Origin of the sequence: Candidatus Methanoperedens sp. (genome assembly GCA_012026795.1) — an archaeon.
Taxonomy (GTDB): domain Archaea; phylum Halobacteriota; class Methanosarcinia; order Methanosarcinales; family Methanoperedenaceae; genus Methanoperedens.
The window spans coordinates 221,295-244,259 of the sequence record VEPM01000001.1 but is presented as its reverse complement, the minus strand read 5'-3'; the positions used below and the strand labels follow the sequence as shown (position 1 = coordinate 244,259).

The following is a 22,965-nucleotide window of genomic DNA, read 5'->3' as shown; positions in this document are numbered from 1 at the left end:
CACTGGTATTTGATGTGCAGATCAATCCAAATAACACAAATCCGTGTATTTTCGGGCGCGCTGATTTTTTTATTTTTGTTGCATCTGGCATAAGTAACCACAGATGAACACAGATAAACACAGATATGCGTCATGATTTTGGGCGCGCAAGAATCTATATATGGCCTATAATAATACCAGAAATCAGTGAAGAGAGCTGCGTGATAGTTGGTTTATTCCATGATATCGGGAAGCTGGGAATGCCTGGAAAGCCATATTACTTGTCTGAGGTTAAAGACAGAAAGCCAACTGGCGCATACCTCATAAATCCTGATATCGTTGCAATGGGTTTGTCGTTGCGCAGCCTGTATCTTGTTTCGCAGTATATCCCATTCACTGACGAAGAGCGCAGGCGATCGCATACCATGACGGGATAGTACCTGAAGGGCGCTCGGTGGCGCATAAGAAAGAATTATTAAGCCAGAGGACATATATTTAAATAATATAATAAGAAAAAGAGATGTATCAAATGAATGAAGCTCTTTTAATTGACGAAAAGGCAAAGCAGATATATGAAACCCACCGGGAAGAATGGGAGAAACGGTACGTAGGGAAGATAATCGCAATAGATATTGAAGAAAATAACATCGCATCCGTTGGAGAACGTATCAGCGATGTTGAAGCCAGAAGAAAAAGACCTGGTCACAGGCTCTTTATGCGAAGAGTTGGTAAAAATCCAACCGTTGTCAGGCTGCGGAAATATGCCTGAAGAAACTGTCTTTGATTATATAGATGATGATCCGCTCGTTCAGGTCACTATTATCAATCTACATTGGATAGCTTATTAAGATATTTTAGACGCTGTTCATGATGGCGATTTGAAACCGGATTATAAACTGGGAGACGTTGTGGTAATATGAGGACAGTTGAGGAAATAATGAAACTTTGCAAGAGGCTTATTAAGGAAGGAAAAAAGGCCTAAAACCGATAATTCTATTAATCATGCAATTAATCAAAGCGGAACATGGAACTTCCGAAAGAATACGATTATAACACGATCGAAGAAAAATGGCTGGATACATGGCAGGATTCCATGTACTATTTTGACTGGGACTCGGAAAAACCCCAGTTCATAATCGATACGCCGCCACCCTATCCAACCGGGAATTTCCATATCGGCAATGCTCTTAACTGGTGTTATATCGATTTTGTTGCTCGCTACAAAAGAATGCGCGGATTTAATGTGATGTTCCCCGAAGGCTGGGACTGCCACGGGCTTCCCACAGAAGTAAAAGTAGAAGAAAAACATGGTATCACCAAGAGCCAGGTTTCAAGGGAAGAATTCAGGCGCATGTGTGTGGAACTGACCGAAACTAATATCGGGCGCATGAGAAAGAGCCTGCGGCGCCTCGGGTTTTCCATAGACTGGAGCAACGAATACATAACTATGGAGCCTGCTTATTTCGGAAAAACCCAGCGGTCTTTTGTTCAGATGTACAAAAGCGGCATGATATACCAGCAGAACCATCCTGTGAACTGGTGTCCGCGTTGTGAAACTGCCATTGCTTTTGCTGAAGTCGAATACGATTCCCGGACCACGCTCCTGAATTATCTTAATTTTGATAAGCTGAAAATAGCAACAACAAGGCCCGAACTCCTGGCTGCATGTGTGGCCGTTGCTGTTAATCCTGATGATAAAAGATACCAGGAATTTGTGAACACAGAGATAAAAGTGCCTGTTTTCGGTCATAATGTAAAGGTCATTTCTGATAAGAGCGTTGACCCCACGTTTGGTACAGGCGTTGTCATGATATGCACTTTTGGTGATAAGCAGGACGTCAGATGGTGGGTCGAACATAAGCTTCCGCTTCGAAAAGCGATCGACAAGACAGGAAAGATGACTGAACTTGCAGGAAAATATGCCGGGATGGGCACATCGGACTGCAAGAAAGCCATAATTGAAGACATGGAAAAAGGCGGTATACTATACAAACAGGAAGAACTTCCGCAGAACGTTGGTTTGTGCTGGCGCTGCAAGACAGCGATAGAAATACTATCAGAAAGACAGTGGTTCGTGAAAATAATACATGATGATATCCTTAATACCGCAAACGAGGTCACCTGGATTCCCGATTACATGAAGGTCAGGCTTGAGAACTGGACAGGTACAATGGAATGGGACTGGTGCATATCAAGACAGAGGATTTTTGCAACTCCCATACCTGCATGGTATTGTTCCGGATGCGGGAAGACAAAAGTAGCAAAAGAGGAATGGCTGCCTCTTGATCCTACACAGACACAGCCTCCTGAAGCCTGTGAATGCGGGTCAAAGGAATTTAAGGGAGAAGTGGATGTCCTTGATACCTGGATGGACTCCTCGATTTCTGCCCTTCATGTGTCCGGCTGGCTCAGCGACCATCCGCTCCTTCTGCCTGCCCAGCTTCGCCCGCAGGGGTATGATATCATCCGCACATGGTCTTTTTATACAATATTAAGAGCTAAAGCGCTTCTTAATAAAAGACCATGGGATACTATCCTGCTAAATGGTATGGTGCTGGGTGAAGACGGCCACAAGATGAGTAAATCCCGCAATAACTTCGTTATACCTGAAGAAGTTATCAAGAAAAATGGGGCAGATGCCTTCAGGCAGTGGGCAGCTATTGGCGGGACGACCGGATCGGATATTATTTTCTCATGGAAAGATGTTGTAGCAGGCTCGCGCTTTTTGCAGAAATTATGGAGTATCGTGCGATTCTCATTGCCGCATATCTCAGATGGACCTGCAAACCTTAAGCCCATAGACCTGTGGCTTCATAGCAAATTGAACAGGCTTGTGAAAGAAACAACTGAAAAGATGGATGCATACCAGTTCGATGAGACTTTTAAGGCTATAAGAGGATTTACATGGGATGTGCTTGCTGATAACTATATTGAACTTGTAAAATCAAGGCTTTACGGAGAAGGGGAGGGGAAACATGCGGCTCAGTACACACTCTACGTGGTTATTGAGACCATTTCACGGCTCCTTGCACCGTTTTTACCTTATTTTTCCGAAGAGGTTTATTCCCATGTAAAAAAGGAAAGTGTGCATCTTGCGCCATGGCCGGTAGTCAATGAATCACTTATCGATTCCGATGCAGAAGCAAGAGGTGAATTGATAAAAGAAATGACTTCTGCAATAAGGCGCTATAAAGCAGAACATGGCATGCCGTTAAATTCCCCGCTAAAAGAAATAGAGATATATTCCGACATACCTGATGCATCTGATATCGCGGGCGCTGCTAATTCCGTGATCAAACTCAGACATGGAGTGCCGGATTTTGAGCTTGTGCCAAAGGAAATAAAACCGAATATGAGAGTTCTTGGCAAAACCTACAGGAACAGGGCAAAAGCAATTGCAGAAGCGCTTGTAAATGCTGATCTGAATCTTGCAGAATCCGGAAGTATTACACTACAGGTCGGTGATGAGGAAATAACTCTTGATGCATCCTGTTTTACTCTTGAAAAAGAAAGGCTCTTGAAAGGGAAAGCAGTGGATGTCCTTGAAGTTGGAACTTCTACAATAGTAATTATGCGTTATCAGAAAAGTTTATAGTCAGCAGATGCCCTATTACCACTATGGTGAAAATATGACAGATATCAGCGAGATACATGTTACAAAAACAATAGTTAATGAATTCATGGATGATTTCATAGAGAATATTCTTGACAGCGATGTTGTCGTCGTGGGCTCAGGACCATGCGGTGTCACGGCTGCAAAGTACTGTGCAGAAAAAGGCCTCAAGACTGTTATGATCGAGAGGAATATCTATGGGGGCGGAGGTATGTGGCAGGGTGGCTTCCTGTTGCCAAAAAATACCGTCGGTGCTCCCGCCAACAAGCTGCTTGAAGAATGCGGGATAAATCTAAAGGATGCTGGAAATGGACTTTATGTTTGCGATTCATTTGAGATGGTCTCAAAGATGCTGGTAAGCGCATGTAATGCGGGTGTGAAATTGCTCAATTCTACGAACGTTGAAGACCTGTTACTCAAAGAAGATCATGTTGATGGCGTGGTCATCCAGTGGTATCCTGTACAACAAATGCCCAAATTCATTACATGTATGGATCCGATCGCGATCAGATCAAAAGTTGTAATTGATGCAACAGGGCACGATTCATTCCTTGTAAAGCGCTTGAGCGAACAGAGATCAGGCATCCCTAAGCCCCCGGGCTGCGGTTCACTCTGGGTAGATGAAGCAGAGAAAAAGACAGTAGAACTCACTCATGAGATATATCCCGGTCTTATCGTGGCAGGAATGTCAGCAACCTCAACATACGGCGCTCCGCGCATGGGGCCGATATTTGGCGGCATGCTTCTTGCAGGAAAGAAAGCAGCAGAGCTTGCTTATGATAAAATCAGGGGCGCAAAGGCTATGGGCAAGGACATAAAAATCAGCCATCGTGTGCCTGATGTCCTTGTGACCGAATAAATATATATTTGGGCAAAAGCCCAAACTTTTTTCAATTGCTTTTTCTATACTCTTACAATTATCTTTTTATATTACCACAGCCAATATTTTGATGGAGGTAAATTTATGGCACTTAATATAATGGATGGCTACGGCTATGGAATGATGGGTGGAGGTATGTGGATTCTGGGATTTATATTCTGGATATTGATTATAGTAGGACTCGCATTGCTCATAAAATATCTATGGCAGGGTGGGGGTATGAGGGGAGGGCAGGAATCCGCGCTTGAAGTGCTGAAGAAAAGGTATGCAAGAGGAGAGATAAGCAAGGAAGAATTTGAAGAGAAAAAGAAAGATTTGATGTGAATTAAAGACACAAAAATATGGACCCGGCGGGATTCGAACCCGCGGCCTTTGCGTTGCGAACGCAACGATCTACCTCTGATCTACAGGCCCGAAAAAGAGGGAAATGGGTTTTTCTACATCCTGCCCAATTCTTCAACCGAAACGCTTTCTACACCGTTGACTTTGCTGAATACTTCTTCGACTTTCTCAGTTCCGCCCTCAATATCGCCGACTTTTACAACTACAATTAAGGCTTTCAAGCCAAATGCAACAGGTTCTTCTGAGAACCCGTGAATTCGCGCTCCTTTTGGGATGGCTTTTGTCAGGGCATCTTTGAGTTTATTAAGATCAACATCCATGCCCGAGGGCATTACTTTTATTTTTGCCGCTACTTCTCCCATTATTCTCACGGCCCTTCGAATCCGCATTCAGGACATTTATATGAATTGCTCTGATGCCTGCAGGCTGTGCATCTTCCGATCTCATTACCGCATTGCGGGCATGGGAATCGTGCATAGCCACGTTCAATAAGATTTACTCCGCATGAAACACAAATTGTTGCTTTTTCTTTTCTTGGCATAATATTCTCCTTATGTTGGGGGTTCCATACACATCCGAAAGCTATTAAATTTATCCTTTAATAAGAGTTCCTGTAATATTGCCTTTTAATGCCAATGCATTTACCACCCTTCCAGGACAATTTCCATTAATGATCTCGCAATTCATTTTATTCTTCATTAGAAAATGCGGAAGTTCTGCATCCACACAGGTCTCAATATTAATGAGTTCCTCTGCTTTGAGTTCATTTTGAAGTGTGCCATTCAAGTATATACCATCAACATCTGTAACTTTGATATACCTTGCCCTGAGCTTTAACGCAACCCATGCTGCAATTGTGTCTGAGGTCACATCCCATGTGTGGGAGAGTTCATCATTATTCTTAAGGAGGTTGTATGGAAGTAAAACATAAGTACCGTTGCCAGGAATTTTCAGGTTGTCGATCAGTTTTGTATCAGTTCCATCAGCCAGATAATACCCATACTGCTCCATAGCAAGTATTGCCATCCAGTGCGCAGCTTCTTGCGAGGGATTGGATTTGCGCACAGCGTCCGCGAAAATTGAACCGCCCGGGACGATGAGAATAGTTTCCCCGGTTGAATTGGTGTATTCTATGAGGTCTTTTATGATTCTTTTTGCGCTATGGATCAGGCTCCCACCGAGTTTTATGGTTATCATGATTTTTTGATCAGATTCACCGTAAAGGACGCAAAGGGCGTAAAGATTTTACTGCTACACTCTGCGTTCTTTACGGTGGGATTTGACTTAAAAAAGCAACCCACAATCAGCAGCTAAGACTTGCTATTTCCCCAATTCCTTCAATCGCTCAAGGTTTGCCTTTGCCTCATCAACGGCTTTTTTCTGCTGTTTTTCAAGCTGGGTAACAATATCCTTAAAACCAACTTTGAGCGAATATATCTTGTATGGTCTTCCTTTTCCAGAGGTCTTCTCTTCCCGTTCATCTATCCAGTCTCGTTCTTTTAACTGCCTCATTGCAATACTGACTTCGGGCTGGCGCAATCTGGCTACTCTTTCGAGGTCTACCGAGGTTGCAGAATTCATATTCTGAAGATAGGTAAGGCTCATTGCGACATTCCGGCTCATCCCAAGGGAAATAAGTATATCTGCGATCTCTTCGTCTTTTTCATCAAGCTGTTTAATCTTAAGGGCTTTCATATTTACTCCAGAAATATATTATGTTCGCGTATTATTTTAATCTTTCGATATGATAAATAATAACGGATGTTTAAAATCCTACAATCCCAATTCTGCTCTCTTCAAATCACTCTTTTTCTTCTCAAGGAACGAATAAACAGGGCCATGGGCTGACCCTTCAAGAAGCATATTTATACCTGTTCTTGCTACGGTATTCTGCTCAGGATACCCTATCAAGCTTACTGTTTTTCCATAAACGGAGATATATGCGCTGGTCAGGCTCTCAAATATCTCCCTTGTTTTGCCATCCTTCCCTATGAGTCTACCCCTTATCCGCATGAGATCTTTTTCTGTCCTTGCAATATTTGAAAGGTCTATCGTTTCAAACATAAGAAGGTCATGGTCAAACAATTTCAAAGCCTTTTCAGGGCTAAAACCCCTTGCTATAGCCTGTACGACTTCCTTTGCGCGCATTCCCATAAGCGGATCGGTCGGATTTGCAATTTCCACATCCCCGCTTTCGCTATCAATATTTAACGTTGCTGTTGATTTTTCCTCAATGAGTTCTTTAGTCTGGCCTTTCGGGCCAACAAGGACCGCTATTCTTTCAAGTGGTATTTTAATATGCTCTGTCATTGTTCTTCCTCTTTATTTTTCTTTATGATTGAAATAATATCATCTTCATTTACCGGAATATTTAATTTTCTGAAAAAGCGAGCGATATTTGCAACATCGCGCCGCAGGTAAGTTTCTGCATTGAAATGACTGGTAAGTACCGATTGCCCCATATCAATTATTACTGGTTCCATCTTATTCATATCGACCAATATATTATATTCGCTAAGATCTGCATGGACAAGTTTTGCCTTTGAATATAGCCTGTTCATATAATCGACCAGCAAGTTAAAAATATGTGATGCTTCCTCTGTCGTCAGTTTAACATCTTTCAGTTGAGGCATCGGAATACCATCTTTCCCGATAAATTCCATTAACAATATGTTCCTCTGTGTAGTATAGGGTTCTGGTACCCTTACCCCGGCCTCCTGTGCACGTTTCAGGTTTTTGAATTCTTTTTTTGTCCATGCGAGAATAATATCTTTTTTTGCATGCCTTATCCCCTGGAACCTGGGGTCTCCCAAGATGTAATCTTTCATGGAATTAAAATTAGCAGTTGATATCATGTAAATCTTTACTGCGACTTCGGAAATATCATCTTTTTTTGCTGTAGCATGGAAAAGATTTGCTTCTTTCCCGGTACTGAAACAACCTCCAAGCGCGTTAATATAATCCTTTTTTGAAAGGTCATAGAGAGCCATCAATGTGGCTGTGTCAAAAACATCGTCAAATACCTGTTTCAGATCAGAATCCTTTAACCGCATGCGAAACTCATCGACTTTCTCATCCATGCGGGAAAGCTTCTTATCACTGGCCATAGGCTTAATTTAACTTTTCAAAAAACCTTTTCTCTCAAGCCAGTTTACCTGTGGCCCGCTGTATTTCCAGATGATGTCAGCTTTTTCGGTCTGGAAAGCCCACGGCACAACTATAACAACATCTCCTTCCCTTATCCAGGTACTTTTTTTCATTTTTCCGGGAATGCGAGTGATCCTTACTACGCCATCCATACACCTTACGCGCAGCTTATTAGCCCCCAACAGACTTTCAACAGTGCCCAGCACTTCGCCCGCTTTTTTTTGCGGCACCCGGACTCTCGTAAATTCTTCCGGTTGCTGGCTGTTATTATCTCGTCTGTTCAGTTTAACACCTCTTTATTCATACCCATTATTGTCTTGGCTGTATGTAAAGGTTACTGATAATATAATATATAATATAATATATAAACTATGTCTGAAATTGCCCGATACTTATTTTAGAAACCAGTTTAATGAAGTCTTATAAAAATGTCTGGAATATCTATTCTCGGAATTGAAGGGACGGCATGGAACCTGAGCGCAGCAATTGTTGATGAAAATGATGTTATTGCAGAGACTACGGCCACATATCGGCCTGCGACCGGCGGCATCCATCCACGTGAGGCTGCACAGCACCATGCAAACCATATTACAAAAGTGGTAAGGGAAACCCTGGAGAAAGGAGGACGAAAAATAGATGCAGTGGCATTTTCCCAGGGACCGGGACTTGGCCCGTGTCTTCGTACCGTTGCAACAGCGGCAAGGGCGCTTGCATTATCGCTTGATGTTCCCCTGATAGGGGTAAACCACTGCATTGCACATATTGAGGTGGGAAGATGGAAAACGCAAGCATTAGACCCGGTGACATTATACGTAAGCGGTGCGAACTCGCAGGTTCTGGCATACAGGAAAAGCCGTTACAGGGTTTTCGGGGAAACGCTTGATATCGGAATCGGCAACGCCCTTGATAAATTCGCAAGGTCTGCCGGGTTGGCGCATCCCGGAGGACCAAAAGTAGAAGAACTTGCAAAGAAGGCTTCGCAATATATCCAGCTGCCGTATACTGTAAAAGGTATGGATTTCTCATTCTCGGGATTGACAACAGCAGCACAGGAATCTGCCAAAAAATACCCTCTTCCTGATATCTGCCATTCGTTCCAGGAAACTGCTTTTGCAATGCTTGTAGAGGTAACAGAACGCGCCGTTGCACATACAGGAAAAAATGAAGTCCTGCTTGCAGGGGGGGTAGGAGCGAATTCGCGCCTTCGTGAGATGCTTACTGTCATGTGTGAGGACAGGGGTATTGATTTTTATGTTCCGGAAAAAAGGTTCATGGGCGATAATGGCGCAATGATCGCTTATCTTGGTCTCCTGATGTATAAATCGGGGTACAGGACAACAATTGCGGAATCAAAGGTCAATCCCGACTTCAGGCCGGATGAGGCCGAAGTGAAATGGAATCCTCAGGCTGTTGATATGTTTAAAGAAAAAAGGCCTGACCAGAAGGGAAAAATCGCAAGTGGCGCCGAAGCTGTGATCACACTTTCCGGGAATACGATCGTAAAGACAAGGATATCGAAACGGTACCGCATCAGGGAAATAGATGAGACCTTACGCAAGGAGAGAACACGTTCAGAAGCAAGACTTATTTCAGAGGCTCGAAGATGCGGTGTTCCAACCCCCATAATCAGGGATTTAACGGATTTTGAAATAAAAATGGAATACATAGATGTGACAGCCCTGAAAAAAGTGATTACCCCTTCGTTGAGTGAACAGACAGGAGAACTGATAGGGCGGTTGCATACGTATGGGATTATTCATGGCGATCTTACCACCTCGAATATATTATTCAGGGATGGCAAACTCTACCTGATCGATTTTGGTCTAGCGTATCTTGATAAGACAGTGGAAGCGCGGGGAGTTGATGTGCATGTGCTTTTCCAGACTTTTGAGAGCACGCATGAGTTCCATGAAGAGCTTATTGAGGCTTTTAAAAAAGGATATGCAAGGACATTTGCGGGTGCGGATGAGGTTATGGGAAGGGTGAAAGATATTGAAGGTAGGGGGAGATATGCGTGAAAAAGTATGGCAGCTGTTCATGCCGTCATTAATTATTAAGGGATACACGGATGCTCGATCTTGAAACCAACATGGTCAAAAAATGCGATATGCGGGAGACCTGTAAATCAAGCTTTACAGGGTTCCTGCAAAAGAATGCAGGTCTATTAAAGAATGAAAAAGTTCCTGAAGATGCTATTTTGAAAACCCAGTCCGAATTAAATGAAATGAGAAGTAATGCACCATCAAAGCAGTGCGAGAAATGCTTTTCACAGGTACAGGGCCTCTTTGGGAATCAGGTCAATTTAATGCGTTCTCTCAGGATATATAGTTCTAATGAAGAACAAAAACATGAGACATCCCCTGTTCCGGAAGAATTCATAGCGGAGGTATTTGAACCATTATCCAATAAACAGCGCCTTCAAATTTTAAAAGCGATAGAGATAGAAACAAAAACCTTTTCTTCCCTTTCGGAACTTACAGGGCTTCGAGGAGGAAATTTATTATTCCATTTACAAAAATTGCTTGACAGCGGGATGATCTTGCAGCGCCATGAGCGCGGGGATTACATGATAACTGATAAAGGATTCAAGGTCATGAAAAGTGTCAGTGAGATGTATTCGGTTTTGAAGTCCTGAATCATTTTACGAGTATATCCCTATTTTATTTAAGATTTTTTGCCTTTAAACAATCCTTGAAAACGGGTTCAAACATATTGCAGAAATATTCAAATGCTTTTTTTGATGTTATTGTGCCTTTTTCTGTGAGGGAATAGATGACATTCCTCCCATCTTTCTGTGATACTATGAGACCATTATTCTGCAGATGTTTTAGTGCAGGATATATCGTGCCTGGGGTGGGTTTTGTTCCTTTCATTTTTTCAAGTTCCTGCGCGATCTCCTCGCCATACATGGGTCTTTTCGAGAGAAACCACATTATCAAAAACGAAAGCATTCCCCTCATATCACAGGATTCCGGTGCACATGCCTCTTCCTGGCAATTATCGTCTGTCACATGCCAATATTGGACATCCGATATATTTAAATATTATTATTGGGTATACTATACTTCTGATCCTAACGGGTCAATTCAAAGAGGAATAATATGAAGATATTAGGAATTGTAGGCAGTCCAAGGAAAGGCAGCAGTACCGACCTTTTGACGGACATGGTATTGCAAGGAGCAGTTTCCAAAGGAGCAGCAGTTGAAAAAATAAACATCGCCGACCTGAATCTTGCATTTTGTACCGGGTGTATGGAATGCAGGCAAAATGGTGTTTGCAAGATAACTAATGAGGATTCTGATGATGATCTTGCCATGATAATCAATAAAATAGCAGAAGCTGATGGGATTGTGCTGGCATCTCCGGTATATATCAGGCACGTTCCCGGGCAGTTCAAGAATTTATTTGACAGGCTATTTTCCCAGTTCATTATTACACCGGGAAAAAATCCCCCGGAAATAAAATGCCGTATCCCGGGTAAGAGGAATAGTGTTGTTATTGCAGCCTGCGGAAATCCGGATATTAAAATGGCAATGGAGACGCTGGAATTCCTGAAGAATGCTGCATTCAGGTGCGGGAACGGTGGGGCTGTTGTTTCGGAACTGGTAGCAGGAGGTTTAATGTTTCCCGGGCAGATTAATGCAGATAAGAAAACACTATTAGATTTTGCATCAAATTTCAATATCCCTGAACCGGAAGTGGAGAATATGATGAAACAACATATATCAATTAGAGAACAGGCGTATCAGAGTGGGCAGAAGCTTGCATTAATAAAGAGGTAACTTTTATTGAAATGAATCAATCCGGGCACTCTTGTTGTGATATTGTCCCAATCCACCTTATTTCTTATTTTCCAAAGCAGTTCCAACAGCAATACTCATTGCCGGGATTGCAAGATACCTTAATCCTATTTGCATGAAATAATCCGTGATAGACATACCTGACATGGGAATCAATATCAATAAGTCCAATACAATATTAATACCAAACCACACCACTCCTACTATTATTCCTTCTTTTAAATAATCAACATTGACATTTCTAAAATAAGAAATTAACAAGATTGCAGCAGAAAAGGAGCCGACTATGATCATAATTGACTTGAATAAAAATATATCAATGGTCAATTTTCCTTCCCTGGAATAAAAAAAGAACGAAGCTACAAAAGGTATAAGCCATGCCAGAAAACCATACAAAACATTTTTAACATATTTATTCATATTTTTTTACCTCCTTTATTACTATACTCAAATACGCTTTATCCATTCTTTTCATCCTTTAGTTCTTTGATAAATTTCATAAGAAATTGATTGTCTGATTTTATAAGTGATATTGGATGTTCAAACAAAGCTTTTGCCTCCAAAGGTAAACTGTCGCCGCCTTTTCCCTTAAAAATCTCATTTATTTTTTCAATAATTTTCAGATTAGATATTTCTCTTCGCTTTAATATTTCTAAGGCACTATCTTTATTGATTAACCTGATCCCTGCAATACCAAGATAATATAAAGGAAGATTTTTTTGTGATAATAATGCTTTTTTAATTTCCTCAACTACAACTTTTTCACCCAATTTAGTGAGATTGATTTTGTTAGGAAGAGGTCCTTTACCTTTTTTCTTTTGCAAAGAATTTACTGTAATAAGGCCTTTTTTCTCCAATTTCTTAATTCCGACATAAATTGAAGTTTTGCCTATATTGGCCCATTCTTTATAACCTCTTTCTTCAATAATTCTTCTAACCTCATAACCACTGGTTTCATTCTTCTCCTTGATTATTTCAAGTAGTGCTACCTCTACATTGGCAATTCTACCATCCATATAGTTCATAGGTGGACTATTGTATATAAATCTTTTCTTTCTGCAAGTTATGAAAGAAAAAAATATGTTGAAGATCACCATATTAAAAGGAAACTGTTATGATGATAAATAAAGAAGTCCATTTTGCCCGTCCATGGAAAGTCAATAAAATTGCAAATGATTTTACTTTATGGGATGTCTGGGAAATCCCGATCTGCGCAACTAATTCCAGAACCGAGAATTTTCAGTCCTTTTATAAAATTGCTTTTGAAGCATTTAATAAAATCCAAAATAACAGAACATTAGTCGGCTTTCTTTTTACTATACGATTCTGGCTAAACAAGGTTTTGCCCCTTGACAATAACATTAATACCTTACCTATACCAGGCTGTTATGAAACGACAGTTAGGAGCCGATTAAAAAGCAATGACCTTATAAATAGTAAAATTGGAATGAATATCAAAGCAAATAATACTGATCTGGAATTTAGATCTGTCTATCTATTTGAGAATGAGAGTTTGCATGAACTTTCCAATGATACAGTGCATGGTCTCATCCATGTTGGCTGGATTAAAAAAACAGATAATTGCTACACTGCAACGCTGGCCATTTATGTCAAACCCAGGGGGATTTACGGAAAGGCATATCTAAAAGTGATTGAACCTTTTCGCCATTATATTGTCTATCCGGCAATGATGAAAGCAATGAAGGCACAATGGCAGGAATATCTTTTATCAAAATGAACTTAAAAAATATTAAAAGTTGGCATATTCTCACAACAGGTGTATTTATCCAGTTGATTTTTGATGTATACCGCTTTATTAATTATTCTTTTGAGCTAAGTATTTTCATACCTGCTCTTGTCGGCTTAGTTTTGCTTGGACTCTTATATTACCCTAAAACACAGAGTACAGGCGCGGCGCTAAATGCGATTTTAAGCATTGGGCTTTTAACTTTTGTTAGTTTGACGGAGGGGTACAGACTGGCAATAGTACTTGCAACATTTCTATATCCAGTTATGACATTTCTTTTAATCTCCAGTTGTTACTATTTTTGGAAAAAAGTTTAATTTACCAGAAGCTTCACCCCGACCTTCGCTTCGTTCACTTCCATTCATATTTTCCGTCTTCTTCCGTATGGACACACATACAAACACATCCCGCATACTGCTATCTCATTTTTTTCTTCCATTGAATCGAAATACCGGTCACACTTTCGTGCATCAAATCTATCTTCCCGTGGTTCGTTCGCCCTGAATAGTCTCCCTGTGATCGCATGTGTCGGGCAAATGTCAATGCACTCCCTGCAATCCCCGCATTGTTCCTGCCGTATCTTCCCAGTGGATTCTATTGGTGCATCAGTCAGTATAGTTGCCCAACGGACTCTTGGTCCGCATTCTGGCGTGATAAACAAACAACTCTTTCCGATCCATCCCAGCCCGGCCAGATTAGCACCCAGCTTATGTGAGAAAGATGCACAAATACGTTCATCATCTACACGCTTTGAGGAAGGAATCGGTAAAGCCCTGAACCCGGATTTTTGGAGATGAACACTAATAATTGAGGCTGCAATATCCAGTCGTAAATTCACTATATCATAAGCGTTATGACGGTAAATTACTCTCACCGCTTTTTCATTTCGCTGTGGCAAAAGATCGACAATTGGATTAAGCAGGGATATCCCAATAGAGATGGAGAAAGGAAAGCCGGCTATGAAGCTACCACCCTGTTCAAGTATAGCCGTATGGGCTTGTGAAAGATCGGCAACACCAAAATGATCAATTCCATTAATAGATGCTAAATTGTGTAGTTGCTGATTCAAATTCTTATTACTTTTAATTAACATGGTCCTTCCTGCTCTATTTTAAATAGTAAATGTCCGTATGCACTTAAATGTTGCTGACAACTACAGATATTATTATGAAAAAAGGACATGCGAAGAGCTCGCCGCCCAAATCATAAGGATTTGAGAAAAGAGCCTATCTTTTCTCAATCGCGTTGTCCAAATTCGCCATCATCGAACTTCTTCTAACCGAAACCGTTAGCCTTTCACTTCTGGACAGGAAAAAGAAAAAATATAATAAAGAACCGCCCTTTTAAATCCATAATGATTTCAAGAATGTATAAATATTTAGCATCGACAGCAATTATTAATTGGCATGACACATTAATTAAAGACTTGGCGGCACTCCTTTCTGACAAATGTGATTCACAACAAGATATTGCTAAGAACTGTTTTGAATGGGTTAGAGACAATATCAAACATAGCTATGATCATAAATTGGATCCTGTCACTTGTAAGGCATCTGATGTCCTGGTGCACAAAACAGGTTATTGCTACGCAAAAAGCCATCTTCTTGCTGCTTTACTTCGTGCCAATGGTATTCCAGCAGGCTTATGCTACCAGAGGCTAAGTCTCGAAGGAAACGGATCTCCTTATTGTCTCCATGGTCTAAACGCAGTTTATCTGGAGGAGTTTGGATGGTACCGGATTGATGCTCGTGGTAATAAACCTGGCGTTGACGCCCGGTTTTGCCCTCCTGTTGAGAAGCTGGCATTCTTGGCAAATTCCAAGCTTGAGGCAGACTTGCCGGAAATATGGGCTGAACCACTTGTCGAGGTTGTTAATATATTAATCAAATCAAAAACTTATTTAGAGGTTTACAATAATTTACCTGATGTAGAGATCATAAATCCGAAATTGTCAGATTGGAGCATTTAAAAAATATTGGTATTGAAACCGTTTCATTGATCGCAACTGATTCGGGATATCCTGTTTATCAAAAAAATGGATTTTTGGAAATAAAGAGAGCGAAAAGAATGATTTTGGGAAAAGAATTTTCATGGCAACCTGACAAAGTATATAATAGGTGAAAATCCTGGATAGCTTATATTCGCAGTGCCTGAATGGTATATATACGGCTGCATATTATATGGTTATTACGGGCATTTTTATTCTCGCATGGGTGATGTAATGATGGCAGGCAAGATCGAAATCAATGGTAAGACCATTAACGTAAATGGATTGGATATTTTTTATCTTGAATCCGGAAAAGGAAGCCCGGTAGTGCTTCTACACGGCTGGCCCACCTCCTCCTATCTCTGGCGCAATATCATACCTTCTCTTGCAAAGACGCGGCGGGTGATTGCGCCTGATCTCATCGGTTATGGCCGGTCGGATAAGCCACTGGATATCATATATTCCCTCGATAACCAATCGAAGATCCTTGGCGAATTCCTGGATGGGCTTGGACTTAACAAAACTGCATTGGTAGTTCACGATTTTGGAGGGCCTATTGGCATGCTCTGGGCTGTAAGAAATCCCGAAAAGCTTGAACGCCTGGCGATCCTGAACACCTTTCTTCATCCCAGACTCCCGTTTTTTATGGCTCTATTGTTTCTTGCAACAAGGATACCGGGTGTCGATAAATTGTTCGCCACACCATGGGGAGTAGCCACAACAATAAAATTAGGCATATCAAATAAAGAAGCATTAACAAAGGAACTTATAGAAGCATACCAGGCGCCGTTTAAACACATAGATGCACAAAAAGCACTTCAAAAGGCATTTAATGATACAAAACTTAATGAACTGAATGAAGTGATACAGAGACTTCCGGCCCTGGAAGTTCCTATTTTTATTCTTTATGGTGAAAATGACATCTGGCTTGCGCCTGAAATGATTCGGATAAAAAATGAACTCCCGAATGCCCATATCAGGGCAATCCCGGAGTGCAGCCATTTTCTGCAGGAAGACCAACCTGAGATAGTAAGCGAACTTTTAGTGGAATTTTTTTCTAAGTAAGATTCCCTGCACCTTCATCAAAAGCCTGACCCGGAAAATATTGCGAAGGAGCAGATTTCAAAGCAGGCGTAGTAGCCGCCAGTGAAGTGGATTTATCGACTGTTATCACCTCTCCGACAATCCAGTAAGATCCAGAACAACGATCGTTCGGCAACTCTGAAGAATATTGTGCTATACGTTCACCGGGCATTTCACCTCCGCCAAGTTTGATTTTATCTCCAACACGCATTACAGGATGGCCGTTATCATCAGTGATCTGGATTCTTCCATCTCCGGTGTTTACTGAAAAACCAGATGGCCATACCAGTAAATAACCACCTGCACGGAGACAGCCATCTTTAATTATTAACTCTTCTGGTTTATCAGATAATAACGCCTGCATATAACTCGTAGCAGGCTCCTTTTGCATTGGAAAGAAAGGAGCAGGTAATACACTAACATTGTCTGATCTTTGCTGTTCTGTTGCAGGAATAACACCCGTGCCATTAGCTTTCACTTCTACAAGGAAGCCGTAGCTTGCTGAACCTATATCCTTCCACCATGCATCTATATTCAGAACGTAAAGCCCGGGCTCAAGCGATAGCTTAATATCCTGCTCATGCTCAAGGGGTAGAGTAAAATTCTTTTCTCCCCTGGCTTTCCACCAGCGCCAGCCGCGCCCGCTAAAGTTAAGTTCATCTTCGCCCTTAGCCCGGGTGATATAAAGCCGCAGGTCATAAAGATCATAAGGTGACTCCTGGACAGGCAAGCTTATATGTGCTGTAAAAGGTGAACCTGCAACAAGCGGTTCCTGCGCTGTCGGGATGCCTATCATGTCTACACAGAGGGCTCTTAAGGTCTCTTTCCAGCAATAGCTGCCTATCCCCGAAACCTGCTCTTTCCCACCTATACTAAGAATCGCAGGTGGCGGCTCTATTTCTCTTTGGGAAATAAAATATACGCTTATTGCAATTAAAATTACAACTGCTAAAATTGTATATTTGGCTTTCTTGTTCATGTTTTTCTTCCTCGTATCATTACAACCAGTAAACTGATTGCGGATAGTATAACACCGAATCCGGGCGCCTTCGGGCTTGTCTGCGCTGCTGGCGTGGGAACAGGTGTCGCAGTTCCGGTTTGTTCGGATTCCACAGGCACTTCAAGTATCTGAACCCCACTTCCGGGTATGGACCAGTTGATTTCAAGCCGGACAGCATCAGTATTTGCTCCGACAAATATGCTACCATCTTTGATAATTAAAAGTGGTACTTCGGAACCATCTGGATTCCTGCCATTGTATGTGTAGGATTTACCTGTTTCAATCCTGGCATCTTCAAGCTGTTTACCCTGATAGGAAACTGAGACCAAAATGAACCCCGGTGATCCATTTCTATCTACAGCCTTAACAGATAGATTCCAGCCGTCTTTCTCCCAGGTATCGCCGACTATCAGCACCTTTTTTTCAAATCCTGATGTACCTATAATAATCCTGTCCGAGTGATTCACCTGGAATGATATTTCTTTGGCTTCCGGGTCCCATAGAGTAGAAACTGCTGAATTTGATAATAATACAAAAACAAATATTCCAAGCAGAATATATACGGCGATTTTATTCATAATTCCCTCCTGATGTTTTTTCTAGGACAACAAACATTTTCTAACGATCATATACATCCCGAACTGATAAAAGATTTTCTTAAACTACGAATGGAATCGTAGTTATTCCACTCATCTTTATGGCAGTGTATCCCGGTTCAGTGGCGGTAGCTTTGCACTACGCTTAAGAGTTATTCCACTCATCTTTATGGCAGTGTATCCCGACATTATATAATATCATCCTCTATGTGGATACACTGGCCAGGTAGTCGGAGGCGGTGAAGGTATCTTCATCTCCGAACCTACCACCTGGTCAACCCATGTTGCGGTTACAACCACCTTATATTTGTCTCCTGACCTTCCTTTCACAACAACAGGAGACATTACATATTTCTCCACCGATGGATCATCCTTAGCAAGTTCAATGACGACGATTGGTGAATATGTCAGGGTTTCGGTATCTATTTTTGCTCCTGTCACCGGGTTATAAGTAATATTATGGCGCCGCCAAATCATAAGGGGTTGAGATGAATATGGTATGTCTTCAGAGCTGGATAAAGAGTATCTCCTTGTGACCGTTTTAACAGTAGTATTTGTCAATTCATTTATTACGGATATATTGACTGCAACACCATCTGCATAGCCATTTCCTCTGAGTTCCAAATAACCATAAACAGAGTGTATTTCATTAGTTCCATTGGTGCTTTTATAGTTCTGAAGGAGAAGCTCAATTGTTGGTTTCAGGACATTGAGTTCGATTGTCCTTGAATCTGCGAGTCTTCCCTGCTGATACACCTCTACCTCGACTTTTTGTGCGCCAGGCACTTGGTATCCAAGCTGGGTATCTATCCTATTACTTCCAGGTTTTAATCGGATTTCATTCTGTGGGGTCTCTGTTGCATTTGATTGTACGTTAGTAAAATTCTTCTCTATCCAGAATATAGACCCTTTTAAGCTCACTCCTTTTTCATCTACAAACGCATTTTTCACATTTATGGTTACATTTACATCCTCTGAAGCATTATTTTGCAGGTAAATTGTCAGGGTACTTAATTGTCCTATTACGATTTCTTCAGGCTTTTCCATGCTTGCAATGCTTACGTTTGACGGGCTAAAATACCAGGATAGCACCACAGCAGATAGCAATACAACTGCTATTATCGCTCCTGTTATCATCTTATTTCCCATTCTTTTCACCTCGCAGCTTATCAGCCAGGGCAACCTTATTAGTCAGACCATATTGCTTTTTAACCACCAGTCCTCTTTTTTCAAGATCGGTTAGCATCCTTGAGACCTTTGCTTTTGAAAAATCCAGGGAAAGTACAAGTTCATTCTGGAGCATTTCACCGCTGTGGTCTGCTATCTCTTTAACCAGCTTCTTCTCATCGCCTTCAAGTGCTGTTAAAACAGCATCGATCAACAGCGATTCATCGCTGACATGCTCTGCAATAGCAGCTATATCCGTATTGGGAACCGGAATTTCCACTGGTTTTTCTATAATTATCATGTCCTTAACCTCGCTTTTCCCTGATGCAAACAGGGATGTGAAGATATACGAGAGCATCATGCCGCCAATTGTTGAGCCAATTACCAGAACATAAGCATCGTTCTTGGTATAGGTATAAGGCAGTTCAAGGATTTTGAAAGAACCATCATTTATCTGGATAATCGATGGTTTTGTAGCAAGCAGCAAACTTGTGACGACAATACCTGCTATCATCAGCACAGCGCCTGCCAGTACTATTGTCCCGGTTTTCCTTGAAATCATCGAACTTGCTCCTTAACCTGGGCTATCAATTGTACCTCCTTTTAAATAAATAGATTGTATATAGAATTCCTGCTGCAAGCGTTGCGTCAAAACCCGGCGCTTTGGGAGTTACAATTATGAATTCAATTATCTGTGGTGCTGCTGTGAGTGTTGGTTCAGGTGATGTCTGTCCATTCGATGAGTTCTGGATCAACAGGGTCTTATTTTCACCTTTAAAGCCATGTTTGAAACCCTCACTCTTATATCCTGATAGCTTTACTATGAGTAGTATATCACTTCTTGATGTTTTACCATTTTGAGATCCTATCAGGAGCCTGCTTCCATCAGGACTCCAGCTTCCACCCGTTTCACTCAGGATGTAATACTTATTCTCACCAGTTGTAATCTGCACGAGTTCGGTACCGTCCGGATTGGCAATGAAAATATGCTTACCATTAGATATGCCTGAAGAAAAAGCAATTTTATCACCAGATGGACTCCAGGCATAGGGATTTGACCAGCCCCATGATAGATTTGATGTTAGTAATGTTTTATCTGTACCATCGGGATTGATTGTGTATAGCTTGCTATCATTTCCCGGAACTACAAAGGCAATTTTACTTCCATCAGGACTCCAGCTGACTGCTTCAAATGGATTGTTATCCCCATAAATTAAATTTATATTCCTGCCCTGCGAATCGGAAACAAAAATACCAGAATTACGCTTCTCCGTAAAAGAGACAAATAATATGTTCCTGCTGTCCGGGCTCCATGCAGGATTCTCCACCCCGATGCTATTAATAATCTCTGTTTTATTACCGCTGTCCGCATTAATCAGATAGAGATGATGGATAAACTGGTCATCAGTAACTTCTTCTGATGATGTGCAAAGTAGAGTGCTATCATCAGGACTCCATGAGCCGCCCCAACACGATCCAAGTTGTCTCAGATTAGTCCCATTGCTGTTCATAACCCAGATATTCCTGCCACTGAACGTTATTCTTTTTTTATCATGGCTCCATGACACAGAACCGAAAAAAGACTCATTTGCATCACTGGCAAGTTGTTTTATATTAGACCCTTCAGCATCTGCCATATACATTTTTTCTGATTTGTTTACATAGTCTGTTACTACAAAGATTGCTTTTGTTCCATCCGGGCTCCATGCAAAATTTCCCTGCAATGAGAATTCAGACAGGTTTGTGGTAATTGAGATTATATCTGAAAAATTTGTACCAAGAGCATTCAACCTGTCTTCATCGGGGTCTGCGAGCAAATAGAAACTTCCCTTTCGTGGCATGTATACATCGATAACAATTTTATCTCCCGATGGACTCCACGGATTAACCTGCACAGCATTTAAAGTTATTGGCGTGCTTCGGTTGTTGATTTCATTCGATACTATTTTTGTAAGATTTGTCCCATCAGAATCCATGATGTATATGACATCTATTCCATTTCGGTTACTGGGGCGAAAGTTAACTTCACCTTTATACCATCTTATCGAGCTTTTTATAAGCAGCTTGCTTCCATCAGGACTCCAGAAAGCCTGCGGTTGAATAAAATTCTTCCAGTCGGGTGCTGCTTTGACCGATTTTGCTATATTGGAAGTAACAGGGTTAACAATAGCAGAAACCGATGTGATATTCTCAACTTGCAGGGTATTTTCCACCGAAGCATAAGCTGGCGCCGATATCATAACCAGTATAGCAGATACAAAACAAAATTTTAAACTACTCATATATTTCCATCAAAAAGCCATATCACGCTCATATCTGGAAAAAATGACAGGATTATCAGATAGACCTTGCCATCCTTACCATTTCCTCCATGCTGATCGAGGTACCGGTAAAAGCGCTCTCATTAACTGAATAGTTCTCTTTGTAGGCATGGCTGCTAATCGTCAGGTTAAGGTTCCCTTTTTCCCAACTCAACTGCTTTACACCATCATCTGCCTCCAGAAAACGCCCCTGGACCCCGTTGACATCAACGAATTTCCATGAAATTTTGGATGCAGGGATATTTGTATCTGTATCTTCTTTTGTTATAAGGAGTTGCTTTAAGTTCAAGTATTCGTTTTTCATGAAAAATTCGTCTCCCTTTATATAGAAAAGGCTCGCCTGTTCAAGTTCTATGTCGGAGCCTCTGAACTTTGTTCCTGAAGTCTGGAAAGTATTCATCCTGTATCCTGCGGGGATATAGGAAGGCTGTAGAATCTTAAACGAAACCTTTGCCTGCGCCTCTGCGATAGCCTCTTGCGGTGTCTTTTCCCTGACAGACTTTGCAATATTTATCATCTCTTCTCTATCGAGGGAACTACTGGTCTGGTTCTGACCTTCATTCTTCCAGCTCATAACGCTCAGGCTCAGGTTCCCGATCTTCCAGCCAATTATTTTTATGCCGTTCTCCTGGGAATAACGCCCTTCAATTCCATTTATATCTACGATTTCCCTGGTGTCCTGTTGAGTGGATTGTTCTGTTCTCTGTTCGGTTTTTACTATTATTGTCTCTTTAATGGTTAACTGCTCATCTTCATTCTTGTAGGAAAACGACGCCATATCGATGTCGGTCGAAGCTCCTTTGAACTTTTTTCCCTCCACACTATCGAGCTTGTAGCCTGAAGGGATGTACGATGGCTCGATAATCCTGAATGAAACATTCGACTGAGCATACTGGATTGCCCCTTTTATATCAATCTCAGAAATCCCTGTATCTTTATCTGTACCTGTATCTGCCAGTGCCATCTGGACTTCTTCCTTCGTGGCAGGTTCATTAACTTCAGTATTAGCAAATGAATTTGACTTTGTTCCTGGATTGCCAAAACCCAGTGCAACTGCTGCAATAAGTATCCCCAGTACAGTTATAATAGATATTCCGATCAATAATGGTTTCTTCATAATATCACCTCTATATTTACAGCGCATATTTTGCGCCCATGTTTTCTTACGGGTGAAACGACAGATACATTTTATGCAAAACGACCCGTGAAACGGTTGCAAAAAAATGAAACCAGCGTCTCTGAATATCGATATAACTGACCACTTTAAATAATCTCTGTGACAGGCATCGACATATGGTTTAAA

The 22,965-nt window shown here is 41.4% G+C and carries 29 protein-coding genes and 1 tRNA gene; 12 read left to right on the top strand and 18 right to left on the bottom strand.

Going from position 1 to position 22,965, the window contains the following annotated elements:
- The first annotated feature begins 125 nt into the window (after nt 1–125).
- The 5 genes from FIB07_01210 (at nt 126) to FIB07_01190 (ending at nt 4,796) form a co-directional block, all read left to right on the top strand.
- A complete protein-coding gene (locus FIB07_01210) occupies nt 126–416 on the top strand; it encodes a hypothetical protein (GenBank protein ID NJD51467.1) in 291 nt (96 codons plus the stop codon).
- A gap of 92 nt (nt 417–508) precedes the next feature.
- The gene (locus FIB07_01205) at nt 509–748 is read left to right on the top strand and encodes a hypothetical protein (protein ID NJD51466.1); all 240 of its coding nucleotides are present in this window, start codon (nt 509–511) and stop codon (nt 746–748) included.
- Nucleotides 749–1,003: 255 nt separating this feature from the next.
- Nucleotides 1,004–3,574 carry a valine--tRNA ligase gene (locus FIB07_01200; protein ID NJD51465.1) on the top strand — a complete coding sequence of 857 codons (2,571 nt, stop codon included), beginning with the start codon at nt 1,004–1,006 and terminating at the stop codon, nt 3,572–3,574.
- A gap of 34 nt (nt 3,575–3,608) precedes the next feature.
- A complete protein-coding gene (locus tag FIB07_01195; GenBank protein NJD51464.1) occupies nt 3,609–4,451 on the top strand; it encodes a thiazole biosynthesis protein in 843 nt (280 codons plus the stop codon).
- A 120-nt stretch (nt 4,452–4,571) separates the two neighbouring features.
- Nucleotides 4,572–4,796, top strand: a complete 225-nt coding sequence (locus FIB07_01190) for an SHOCT domain-containing protein (GenBank protein ID NJD51463.1) — start codon at nt 4,572–4,574, stop codon at nt 4,794–4,796.
- Between the two features lie 18 nt (nt 4,797–4,814).
- Here FIB07_01190 and FIB07_01185 read toward each other — a convergent pair.
- The 8 genes from FIB07_01185 to eif1A all read right to left on the bottom strand — a co-directional run bounded on the left by FIB07_01185 (nt 4,815) and on the right by eif1A (nt 8,245).
- Nucleotides 4,815–4,886, bottom strand: a tRNA-Ala gene (locus FIB07_01185).
- A gap of 23 nt (nt 4,887–4,909) precedes the next feature.
- Complete coding sequence (locus FIB07_01180) at nt 4,910–5,176, bottom strand: elongation factor 1-beta (protein NJD51462.1); 267 nt, start codon at nt 5,174–5,176, stop codon at nt 4,910–4,912.
- A gap of 5 nt (nt 5,177–5,181) precedes the next feature.
- A complete protein-coding gene (locus tag FIB07_01175; GenBank protein NJD51461.1) occupies nt 5,182–5,355 on the bottom strand; it encodes a DUF1610 domain-containing protein in 174 nt (57 codons plus the stop codon).
- A gap of 50 nt (nt 5,356–5,405) precedes the next feature.
- Nucleotides 5,406–6,011, bottom strand: coding sequence for an amino acid kinase (locus tag FIB07_01170; protein ID NJD51460.1), 606 nt, complete (start codon nt 6,009–6,011; stop codon nt 5,406–5,408).
- A 123-nt stretch (nt 6,012–6,134) separates the two neighbouring features.
- Complete coding sequence (locus tag FIB07_01165) at nt 6,135–6,509, bottom strand: ArsR family transcriptional regulator (protein NJD51459.1); 375 nt, start codon at nt 6,507–6,509, stop codon at nt 6,135–6,137.
- Nucleotides 6,510–6,587: 78 nt separating this feature from the next.
- On the bottom strand, nt 6,588–7,124 hold the full coding sequence (locus tag FIB07_01160) for an RNA-processing protein (protein ID NJD51458.1): 537 nt from the start codon (nt 7,122–7,124) through the stop codon (nt 6,588–6,590).
- Nucleotides 7,121–7,921 (bottom strand): serine protein kinase RIO, encoded by an 801-nt coding sequence (locus tag FIB07_01155; GenBank protein NJD51457.1) that lies wholly within the window; start codon nt 7,919–7,921, stop codon nt 7,121–7,123. The genes FIB07_01160 and FIB07_01155 overlap by 4 nt, the downstream gene beginning before the upstream one ends.
- A 9-nt stretch (nt 7,922–7,930) precedes the next feature.
- A complete protein-coding gene (gene eif1A, locus FIB07_01150; GenBank protein ID NJD51456.1) occupies nt 7,931–8,245 on the bottom strand; it encodes a translation initiation factor eIF-1A in 315 nt (104 codons plus the stop codon).
- A gap of 144 nt (nt 8,246–8,389) precedes the next feature.
- Here eif1A and FIB07_01145 point away from each other — a divergent pair, with 144 nt between their 5' ends.
- Entirely contained in the window at nt 8,390–9,979 is a 1,590-nt protein-coding gene (locus FIB07_01145) for a bifunctional N(6)-L-threonylcarbamoyladenine synthase/serine/threonine protein kinase (protein NJD51455.1), read from the top strand.
- 50 nt (nt 9,980–10,029) lie between these two features.
- Nucleotides 10,030–10,596, top strand: a complete 567-nt coding sequence (locus FIB07_01140) for a winged helix-turn-helix transcriptional regulator (protein NJD51454.1) — start codon at nt 10,030–10,032, stop codon at nt 10,594–10,596.
- 25 nt (nt 10,597–10,621) lie between these two features.
- Here FIB07_01140 and FIB07_01135 read toward each other — a convergent pair whose 3' ends face one another.
- On the bottom strand, nt 10,622–10,921 hold the full coding sequence (locus FIB07_01135; GenBank protein ID NJD51453.1) for a PadR family transcriptional regulator: 300 nt from the start codon (nt 10,919–10,921) through the stop codon (nt 10,622–10,624).
- Between the two features lie 141 nt (nt 10,922–11,062).
- Here FIB07_01135 and FIB07_01130 point away from each other — a divergent pair, with 141 nt between their 5' ends.
- Complete coding sequence (locus FIB07_01130) at nt 11,063–11,743, top strand: flavodoxin family protein (protein ID NJD51452.1); 681 nt, start codon at nt 11,063–11,065, stop codon at nt 11,741–11,743.
- 57 nt (nt 11,744–11,800) lie between these two features.
- On the opposite strand, the gene FIB07_01125 is transcribed toward FIB07_01130, so the two are convergent.
- Both FIB07_01125 and FIB07_01120 read right to left on the bottom strand, forming a co-directional pair.
- Nucleotides 11,801–12,181 (bottom strand): hypothetical protein, encoded by a 381-nt coding sequence (locus FIB07_01125; GenBank protein ID NJD51451.1) that lies wholly within the window; start codon nt 12,179–12,181, stop codon nt 11,801–11,803.
- Nucleotides 12,182–12,219: 38 nt separating this feature from the next.
- The gene (locus FIB07_01120; protein NJD51450.1) at nt 12,220–12,858 is read right to left on the bottom strand and encodes a PadR family transcriptional regulator; all 639 of its coding nucleotides are present in this window, start codon (nt 12,856–12,858) and stop codon (nt 12,220–12,222) included.
- A gap of 17 nt (nt 12,859–12,875) precedes the next feature.
- On the opposite strand from FIB07_01120, the gene FIB07_01115 reads away from it, so the two are divergent.
- Together FIB07_01115 and FIB07_01110 are read left to right on the top strand one after the other, a co-directional pair.
- Nucleotides 12,876–13,499, top strand: coding sequence for a DUF2867 domain-containing protein (locus FIB07_01115; protein NJD51449.1), 624 nt, complete (start codon nt 12,876–12,878; stop codon nt 13,497–13,499).
- On the top strand, nt 13,472–13,825 hold the full coding sequence (locus tag FIB07_01110) for a hypothetical protein (GenBank protein NJD51448.1): 354 nt from the start codon (nt 13,472–13,474) through the stop codon (nt 13,823–13,825). The genes FIB07_01115 and FIB07_01110 overlap by 28 nt, the downstream gene beginning before the upstream one ends.
- A 44-nt stretch (nt 13,826–13,869) precedes the next feature.
- Here the strand turns inward: FIB07_01110 and FIB07_01105 are convergent, their stop codons facing one another.
- Complete coding sequence (locus FIB07_01105; protein NJD51447.1) at nt 13,870–14,601, bottom strand: epoxyqueuosine reductase; 732 nt, start codon at nt 14,599–14,601, stop codon at nt 13,870–13,872.
- Between the two features lie 273 nt (nt 14,602–14,874).
- On the opposite strand from FIB07_01105, the gene FIB07_01100 reads away from it, so the two are divergent.
- Both FIB07_01100 and FIB07_01095 read left to right on the top strand, forming a co-directional pair.
- Nucleotides 14,875–15,477 (top strand): Cro/Cl family transcriptional regulator, encoded by a 603-nt coding sequence (locus tag FIB07_01100; protein ID NJD51446.1) that lies wholly within the window; start codon nt 14,875–14,877, stop codon nt 15,475–15,477.
- Nucleotides 15,478–15,717: 240 nt separating this feature from the next.
- Nucleotides 15,718–16,560: an alpha/beta fold hydrolase gene (locus tag FIB07_01095; GenBank protein NJD51445.1), complete on the top strand. Its 843-nt coding sequence runs from the start codon at nt 15,718–15,720 to the stop codon at nt 16,558–16,560.
- Here the strand turns inward: FIB07_01095 and FIB07_01090 are convergent.
- From FIB07_01090 to FIB07_01065, 6 genes are all read right to left on the bottom strand, one after another.
- Nucleotides 16,553–17,557 carry a hypothetical protein gene (locus FIB07_01090; GenBank protein ID NJD51444.1) on the bottom strand — a complete coding sequence of 335 codons (1,005 nt, stop codon included), beginning with the start codon at nt 17,555–17,557 and terminating at the stop codon, nt 16,553–16,555. The two genes, FIB07_01095 and FIB07_01090, sit on opposite strands and share 8 nt — an antisense overlap.
- Nucleotides 17,554–18,156 carry a hypothetical protein gene (locus FIB07_01085; protein NJD51443.1) on the bottom strand — a complete coding sequence of 201 codons (603 nt, stop codon included), beginning with the start codon at nt 18,154–18,156 and terminating at the stop codon, nt 17,554–17,556. The genes FIB07_01090 and FIB07_01085 overlap by 4 nt, the downstream gene beginning before the upstream one ends.
- Before the next feature lie 216 nt (nt 18,157–18,372).
- Entirely contained in the window at nt 18,373–19,323 is a 951-nt protein-coding gene (locus FIB07_01080; GenBank protein NJD51442.1) for a hypothetical protein, read from the bottom strand.
- A complete protein-coding gene (locus FIB07_01075; GenBank protein NJD51441.1) occupies nt 19,313–19,903 on the bottom strand; it encodes a hypothetical protein in 591 nt (196 codons plus the stop codon). Before FIB07_01075 ends, FIB07_01080 begins: the two co-directional genes overlap by 11 nt.
- Nucleotides 19,904–19,928: 25 nt before the next feature.
- The gene (locus FIB07_01070; protein ID NJD51440.1) at nt 19,929–21,623 is read right to left on the bottom strand and encodes a hypothetical protein; all 1,695 of its coding nucleotides are present in this window, start codon (nt 21,621–21,623) and stop codon (nt 19,929–19,931) included.
- 55 nt (nt 21,624–21,678) lie between these two features.
- The gene (locus tag FIB07_01065; protein NJD51439.1) at nt 21,679–22,806 is read right to left on the bottom strand and encodes a DUF4367 domain-containing protein; all 1,128 of its coding nucleotides are present in this window, start codon (nt 22,804–22,806) and stop codon (nt 21,679–21,681) included.
- Between the last annotated feature and the right edge of the window lie 159 nt (nt 22,807–22,965).

What these genes read in the sequence shown, in the direction of transcription:
- FIB07_01090 (NJD51444.1), bottom strand. Translation starts at nt 17,557, where the DNA reads ATGAACAAGAAAGCCAAATATACAATTTTAGCAGTTGTAATTTTAATT.
- FIB07_01135 (NJD51453.1), bottom strand. Translation starts at nt 10,921, where the DNA reads ATGAGGGGAATGCTTTCGTTTTTGATAATGTGGTTTCTCTCGAAAAGA.
- FIB07_01130 (NJD51452.1), top strand. Translation starts at nt 11,063, where the DNA reads ATGAAGATATTAGGAATTGTAGGCAGTCCAAGGAAAGGCAGCAGTACC.
- FIB07_01080 (NJD51442.1), bottom strand. Translation starts at nt 19,323, where the DNA reads ATGGGAAATAAGATGATAACAGGAGCGATAATAGCAGTTGTATTGCTA.
- FIB07_01115 (NJD51449.1), top strand. Translation starts at nt 12,876, where the DNA reads ATGATGATAAATAAAGAAGTCCATTTTGCCCGTCCATGGAAAGTCAAT.
- FIB07_01140 (NJD51454.1), top strand. Translation starts at nt 10,030, where the DNA reads ATGCTCGATCTTGAAACCAACATGGTCAAAAAATGCGATATGCGGGAG.
- FIB07_01075 (NJD51441.1), bottom strand. Translation starts at nt 19,903, where the DNA reads ATGATTTCAAGGAAAACCGGGACAATAGTACTGGCAGGCGCTGTGCTG.
- FIB07_01105 (NJD51447.1), bottom strand. Translation starts at nt 14,601, where the DNA reads ATGTTAATTAAAAGTAATAAGAATTTGAATCAGCAACTACACAATTTA.
- FIB07_01200 (NJD51465.1), top strand. Translation starts at nt 1,004, where the DNA reads ATGGAACTTCCGAAAGAATACGATTATAACACGATCGAAGAAAAATGG.
- FIB07_01065 (NJD51439.1), bottom strand. Translation starts at nt 22,806, where the DNA reads ATGCGCTGTAAATATAGAGGTGATATTATGAAGAAACCATTATTGATC.
- FIB07_01085 (NJD51443.1), bottom strand. Translation starts at nt 18,156, where the DNA reads ATGAATAAAATCGCCGTATATATTCTGCTTGGAATATTTGTTTTTGTA.
- FIB07_01125 (NJD51451.1), bottom strand. Translation starts at nt 12,181, where the DNA reads ATGAATAAATATGTTAAAAATGTTTTGTATGGTTTTCTGGCATGGCTT.
- FIB07_01180 (NJD51462.1), bottom strand. Translation starts at nt 5,176, where the DNA reads ATGGGAGAAGTAGCGGCAAAAATAAAAGTAATGCCCTCGGGCATGGAT.
- FIB07_01175 (NJD51461.1), bottom strand. Translation starts at nt 5,355, where the DNA reads ATGCCAAGAAAAGAAAAAGCAACAATTTGTGTTTCATGCGGAGTAAAT.
- FIB07_01190 (NJD51463.1), top strand. Translation starts at nt 4,572, where the DNA reads ATGGATGGCTACGGCTATGGAATGATGGGTGGAGGTATGTGGATTCTG.
- FIB07_01165 (NJD51459.1), bottom strand. Translation starts at nt 6,509, where the DNA reads ATGAAAGCCCTTAAGATTAAACAGCTTGATGAAAAAGACGAAGAGATC.
- FIB07_01195 (NJD51464.1), top strand. Translation starts at nt 3,609, where the DNA reads ATGACAGATATCAGCGAGATACATGTTACAAAAACAATAGTTAATGAA.
- FIB07_01145 (NJD51455.1), top strand. Translation starts at nt 8,390, where the DNA reads ATGTCTGGAATATCTATTCTCGGAATTGAAGGGACGGCATGGAACCTG.
- FIB07_01100 (NJD51446.1), top strand. Translation starts at nt 14,875, where the DNA reads ATGTATAAATATTTAGCATCGACAGCAATTATTAATTGGCATGACACA.
- FIB07_01155 (NJD51457.1), bottom strand. Translation starts at nt 7,921, where the DNA reads ATGGCCAGTGATAAGAAGCTTTCCCGCATGGATGAGAAAGTCGATGAG.
- FIB07_01070 (NJD51440.1), bottom strand. Translation starts at nt 21,623, where the DNA reads ATGAGTAGTTTAAAATTTTGTTTTGTATCTGCTATACTGGTTATGATA.
- FIB07_01095 (NJD51445.1), top strand. Translation starts at nt 15,718, where the DNA reads ATGGGTGATGTAATGATGGCAGGCAAGATCGAAATCAATGGTAAGACC.
- FIB07_01205 (NJD51466.1), top strand. Translation starts at nt 509, where the DNA reads ATGAATGAAGCTCTTTTAATTGACGAAAAGGCAAAGCAGATATATGAA.
- FIB07_01170 (NJD51460.1), bottom strand. Translation starts at nt 6,011, where the DNA reads ATGATAACCATAAAACTCGGTGGGAGCCTGATCCATAGCGCAAAAAGA.
- FIB07_01160 (NJD51458.1), bottom strand. Translation starts at nt 7,124, where the DNA reads ATGACAGAGCATATTAAAATACCACTTGAAAGAATAGCGGTCCTTGTT.
- FIB07_01110 (NJD51448.1), top strand. Translation starts at nt 13,472, where the DNA reads ATGGCAGGAATATCTTTTATCAAAATGAACTTAAAAAATATTAAAAGT.
- FIB07_01210 (NJD51467.1), top strand. Translation starts at nt 126, where the DNA reads ATGCGTCATGATTTTGGGCGCGCAAGAATCTATATATGGCCTATAATA.
- FIB07_01120 (NJD51450.1), bottom strand. Translation starts at nt 12,858, where the DNA reads ATGGTGATCTTCAACATATTTTTTTCTTTCATAACTTGCAGAAAGAAA.